We start from the raw sequence: 5,700 nt of genomic DNA, 5'->3' as shown, positions 1-5,700 counted from the left end.
CTCAGTCGGTCCCAAATCCATTCGGGGCTAATCGTGAGCTTTGCCCAATCGGCAAACGCTCGGCGGTTGCTCAATTGACTGGTGTGAGGCCCATTCAATCTGCAAACCGAAAAACAATTTCCGTGAAACTACGGATTGCGGCCGAACGCTGCTAGATTGGTTCGCGGGAAACACCCAACTTGACGACATCAAGTTGATCTTTCGCTGCAGCGCCTCATTTGTTACAGGCCACCGGTGGATGCACTTGCTAGCCAATCATTTTTGCGGCATCGACGCATTCAAAACCGCTGATTTCCCTCTCCGAGACACAATGATCACCTGCTTTCAAGCAGGTTTAACGGGAATACTTAGACGGAAACCCACCTAGATTCGCTTTGCTGTTCGTCGCTTTGTCGGTCGCTACGCTTCAACCTAGATTCAAGAGAACACCGAAATGTCGACTCGCCCCATTTGCCCGCACCCTGACCATCCTCAAGATGTGGTGTCATTGACGAGCACCGCTTGCGGTTCACGAATCACACTTTCAGGATGCTTCAATGCCTGCGTCTTAACTTTGTTTGCTTTGTTACTACCTACGGGCAACTCATCTGGCCAAGATTCCTCCTCGTCGGGTTACTCATTCGACTCATCAACCGAGTACACCACCGAATCGGGCGTCACGACAGCGGATCATCTTTATGGTCAACCGCAATCCGACACCGTCAGCCAAGCCAGTTACACACCCGGCGGAGTCGACTTGCTGACCGAAGTCGCCGACTTGCAAATTCAGATGCAATCGCAGGCCAACCAAATCGAATCGCTCAGGCACCAACTCGGCGCTTCGTCGATGCGACAACCTGCCCGGAGTTCGGCACAGTGGTTTGCGAGCTACGAAAGCGTGCTGGTCGCGCCGATGCAGGACAATTCAACGGGCGTTATCGTCGAAACTGACGAAGGCTATTCGCATGTAGGATTCCCCTGGGAACTTGAACACAGCCCGCGAGTGCAGTTCGGTCGAGAGGCCGAAGCCGACTCGCTAGGTTGGCGTGTTCGCTTTTGGGAATTTCGTCATGGCGAAGACTTTGACGCCAACGACACCAATGGATTGCTACCCACGGGATACGAAGGCACGGTTGGCTATGTCAGCGAAGATGGCGACATCACTACCGGAATCGCGTTCATCCAAGAAGGCACCTTTCTGAGCACGATTCGCACCGATGTGATTGACTTTGAAATGCAGCGAAATATCGCGCGCCCCTTGGACCTTTACGCAGGCATCCGATATGCCAAAGTCGGTCAGAGTTACTCGGCTATCACGGACCAGGGCAACGCAACCGCACGCTCGGAATTTCGCGGGCTCGGCCCCACCGTCGCTTTGCGATTGAATCACGTTTTGCCGTACGAACGCTTGGCTCTGTTCACAAACGTTCGCGGGTCGATGCTATTCGGTAGCAAATCCTATGCGGTCGGCGACAACGTCAACAACGTCGTCCAATCCGTCGGGGAAATTGATCTTCGCAGTGGCAGCGACAGTGCTGACACCTTGGCCGGGAATGCCGAAATTCAACTTGGCATTCGCTACGAACCTTGCGAGTACTTCAACATCAGCGTCGCGATTGAAGGCCAACACTTTGCTAATGTCGGCGGCCCCAATCCTTCGGGCGTATTCACTGGGGCTGACAGCGGATTGGCCAGCGGAACCCCCATCGACGATGGCCTGGGGTTTCTAGGCTTGACCGTAGGAACCGAAGTCCGCTGGTAGGCAACCGCTTGATACGATCTTACCTACCAAACATTTCGCTTAGCACGACCGATTCGATTAACTCGCGCGTGGGATAGCCTCGCGATGCAACTTCTTGAATGATTGCATCGACTTCGGCTCGGTCGGTGGCCTCGACCGGTCGGCCGAGAGCGTGGGTGATCAATCGTTCGGTGAACGTGCGAACAAAGAACTCTTTTCGCGAAAGAAGATGTTGTTTGAACTCCGACGGACCATCAAAGGCAAGCCCGCCAGGCAGTTCACCTGAAGTATCGACCTGAAGTCTTCTGCGTTTGTCATAGAAGCGACGGGTTTGGCCGATCGCATCAAAACACTCTAGCGCAAAGCCCGGTGGATCAATCTTGCGATGACACTGGTAGCATGTCTCACTTTCGCGATGCTTGGTGAGCTGGTCACGAATCGTCTTTGTACCTCGAGTGTCTGGATCGATCTCTGGGACATCATCGGGAGGAGGTGGCGGTGGCGTACCCAACACGTTTTCTAGTAGCCAAACGCCGCGCACGACGGGTGAAGTTTCGATGCCATTGGCCGATACCGTCAGCACACTCGCTTGTCCAAGCAAACCACCGCGGTCGTTGTCCAAAAACTCAAAACGGCGAAACGACGTTGGATCATCGGACGGAAACTCGTCTTCAACCTGATAGAGCTTTGCTAAGTCACGGTTGATGAACGAGTGCTTCGCCGACAACCACTCGGTCAACGGCGCGTTCCGACGGATCAAGTCTTGAAGAAACAGGCGAGTCTCGGTTTTCATATCGAGCTGAAGATCGCCAGAATAGTACTGTGCAAACTGATTCGGATCAGGCGGCATCGATCCCAGTGCCCGCAAGTTGAGCCAACTGTCAAGGAAATCGGCAGCGAACGCTTCGGAAGCACGACTGCTAAGCAATCGACGAACTTCGCCAATCAAGACATCGCGATCCGAAAGCCTTCCCGAGTCGGCGAGTCTACGTAAACGCTCGTCAGGGGTTGTCGAGGTCAACATGTAGGCCAAACGTTCGGCCAGGACACTTTGCTTAACGCTAGGCGCCGCGTCTTGCTCAACCGTTTGAAAGTACAGAAACAACGGCGAACACAAGATCGCCTTCAATGTGTCCTTGTACGCGTCAATCGGTTCACGCCCCGCTTCAATTTGCTGTTCGTAAAAGCCGCTTAGATCGCGAACTTCTTCGTCCGTCGGTTGTCGGCGAAACGCTCGAGAGGCAAATCGTTCAATCAACTCGGGTGCGTGCTCGCCATCAAACGACTTCGTTCCCAACACGGCTTGGTGGCTCGGCGAAGGCCAAGGGTAGTCGACGGGTCCTCGTATTTTCACTTCGTCGATGCGGATGTGGGGAACCTGCCCTTGATCTATCAATGCAATTCGCTGGGTAAAGATTCCTTGCTCGCCCTGAATGGATGGTGGAAGCAAGTTTCTGTTCATGCGATAGATGCGACCGATCGATCCTCGAAAGTCGTGGATGCCGTTCTCGAACGTAAACCGAGGCGCGAAACCACGATCCAGCCGAACGTTAAAGGTGTACCATTGAAAATCGCCCGGCTCGACGTTCTGTTCGGCCAGCAAAGGTTGAATCGGTTGCACGTGCACCATGTCGTTGATGGCAGTATCGCCTGGACGGATTCCTAGTCGGAACGGTTCCGCTAAGTCGATGCGAAGTGCTTTGAGTTCATACGGCGAATCACGATGCATTGCCTTGGCCAAGACGCGAATCTCGTAAACGCCATCGGCATGCACGCCATCTTTGAATTCGGCGACATGCCCGTACGCGCCTTCGGGCATATCCGACAGCGGGTGATCATAAAGGCAGATGAAACGGTTTCGAAACGCCCTCCGATGAGCCGCATTCAACTCTGCTTGTTGAACGAACTTGTCTTTGAAGTGCCAAGATTGAACCTGTGGTGGGGAAGTCGCCTCCAACGCTTTTTCAATGCACTGATCGGCCGCACCAAGATATCGCTCGAGCAAATGTCCCGACGTCACGAGCGCATCGCCGACGTTGTCAAAGTTGCCAGCCAAATTGTCAGCAGGAAACTCCAACGTGGGATCAAACATTGTCATGTCGATCCCCAGCAGGTCACGGACTGTGTTGCGGTACTCTCGACGAGAAAGCCGACGCAAAATGGTGCGTCCGCCAGTACTGTTAGACTTCGACCTCATGACCGCTAATTCAGCAGTCATCACCTCGATCGCATCAAGCCTTTCCTCGACACTCGGCTGCGATGCATCGACCGGTGGCATGCTACCGAGAGTCAACTGGTCAATCATCTCTTGAACTGCGAACTGGGTGTCGGAATCTAACGATGCAAGATCCAAAGACTCGAACTCCCGTTCGCCGGACGGATCATCTTCGAGATGACATTCGATGCAGTAGCTTTCAACGAATTCGTAAAGCTTAGCTTGCGAATTTTCAACTGCTTGCACCACCAAACTATCGGTGCCAACCATCACCGTGATCGCTGCGGCGAAGGCAAGCAACCCTTGCACCCGTCTCATACCAAACCTCGCAACGTACCCGTGCTGGTCGCAAATTCATCGGTCTCGACGCCGAACTGCTGCAACATGGAAACGAAAAGGTTGGTGAGCGGTGGACGATGAGACGACGTTTCGTCGAAAGCGAGCAGGCGACCATGGCGGTGCCCCTTTCCTTCCAATCCACCACCGGCAAGTACCAAAGGCAGGTTCGAATTGGTGTGCGAATTTGCATTGCCCATTCCACTACCAAAAAGAACCTGAGTTTGATCTAGCAAAGTGCCATGCTCATCTTCGGTCGACGAGAGCTTCTCGATGAACCTCGCGAAATGTTCCACCTGATACGTTTCCAATGTTACCAATGCCTCAATCGCATCAGGCTGTTGACCGTGATGCGAAAACGCGTGGTAGCCACCCCGAACGCCTAAATCCTGAGGGTTAAAGTCGCCACCAATTTCCAAAGTGGCAATCCGGGTCGAATCGGTTTGCAGCGCCAACGCAATCAAGTCGTAGAGCACCGGCAAGTCATCGACCATGTTTTGGTTCTTGGGCGGTTCGAAAGGCGATTCCGGTTTTGGGATATCGACCCATTCGCGACGTCGCCCCAACCGCTGTTCGACCTCACGTACCGAGGTCATGTATTCGTCAAGCTTCGCCTGGTCGGATCGATTGAGCTTACGCTTTAAATCGGCCGCACCACCTCGCACGAAATCAAGGATCGATCCCTGCAGTTCAAACCGCTGCTTTTGAGCAGCCTTGTCTTGCGGTTTCGTTCCCACAAACAACTCTGTGAATAGTTGTTGCGGTCCTGGGATGGGCGGCACACGGGTACCGCTGCGAGTCCATGACAACTGGCAACCGCCGTGAATGCCCGATTCACTCCCGATCGTTAGCGTAGGAAATCGAGTTTGTCCGCTAACGAATTCGGCTGCATACTGGTCGACCGTCACGTTCGCCATCGGCATGGTTTTGGCGTCGTTCTGCTTCACGCCTGAAAGCAGGGCATGAATCGAAAAATGGCCGCCTTTGATTCCGTGGTCCAAACCTGAAAGAACCGTCACGTGTTCGCGCACTCGATCAAGCGGACCCGTGGTTCGACCAAACTGAAACGCTTTGGTTTCAGCGAAGCCCGCAGGCGACTTCGGCAGCATCGTCGGCGGCCAGAACGCCTCGGGATAAAACCCAAGCATGTTGCCAATGCAAACCATGCGGTGCTTGGGTTCGGTTGTGCGACTTGAAGCTTGCGTCGATGGCAGCGACGCGAAGTAGGGCAAGCTTATCGAAGCACCTGCCGCACGTAACAAATGGCGACGTTGAATAGAAGAATTTTTCATCGAACTGCGAGACCGATCGATAGCGAAAGGCGAGCGGGGTGGGAGCAACCCAGTCTACCACGGTTGACCTTCCAATGAAGCAATACCCGGCAAGTTTCCTTACTACCAATCCATTGCAGTAGTCATGGCATTAACGG

3 protein-coding genes are annotated in these 5,700 nt (G+C 53.8%); 1 reads left to right on the top strand and 2 read right to left on the bottom strand.

Going from position 1 to position 5,700, the window contains the following annotated elements:
• The first annotated feature begins 433 nt into the window (after positions 1-433).
• Entirely contained in the window at positions 434-1,741 is a 1,308-nt protein-coding gene (locus tag Pla22_RS13720) for an Lpg1974 family pore-forming outer membrane protein (RefSeq protein WP_146515114.1), read from the top strand.
• A 19-nt stretch (positions 1,742-1,760) separates the two neighbouring features.
• On the opposite strand, the gene Pla22_RS13715 is transcribed toward Pla22_RS13720, so the two are convergent.
• Both Pla22_RS13715 and Pla22_RS13710 read right to left on the bottom strand, forming a co-directional pair.
• Positions 1,761-4,253, bottom strand: coding sequence for a DUF1592 domain-containing protein (locus Pla22_RS13715; RefSeq protein ID WP_242631991.1), 2,493 nt, complete (start codon positions 4,251-4,253; stop codon positions 1,761-1,763).
• Positions 4,250-5,563: a DUF1552 domain-containing protein gene (locus tag Pla22_RS13710; protein WP_146515113.1), complete on the bottom strand. Its 1,314-nt coding sequence runs from the start codon at positions 5,561-5,563 to the stop codon at positions 4,250-4,252. The genes Pla22_RS13715 and Pla22_RS13710 overlap by 4 nt, the downstream gene beginning before the upstream one ends.
• Positions 5,564-5,700: the final 137 nt, after the last annotated feature.

Source organism: Rubripirellula amarantea (assembly GCF_007859865.1).
Classification (GTDB): Bacteria; Planctomycetota; Planctomycetia; order Pirellulales; family Pirellulaceae; genus Rubripirellula; species Rubripirellula amarantea.
Note: the sequence above shows the minus strand (reverse complement) of the source record. Positions and strands in the feature narration are given on the sequence as shown.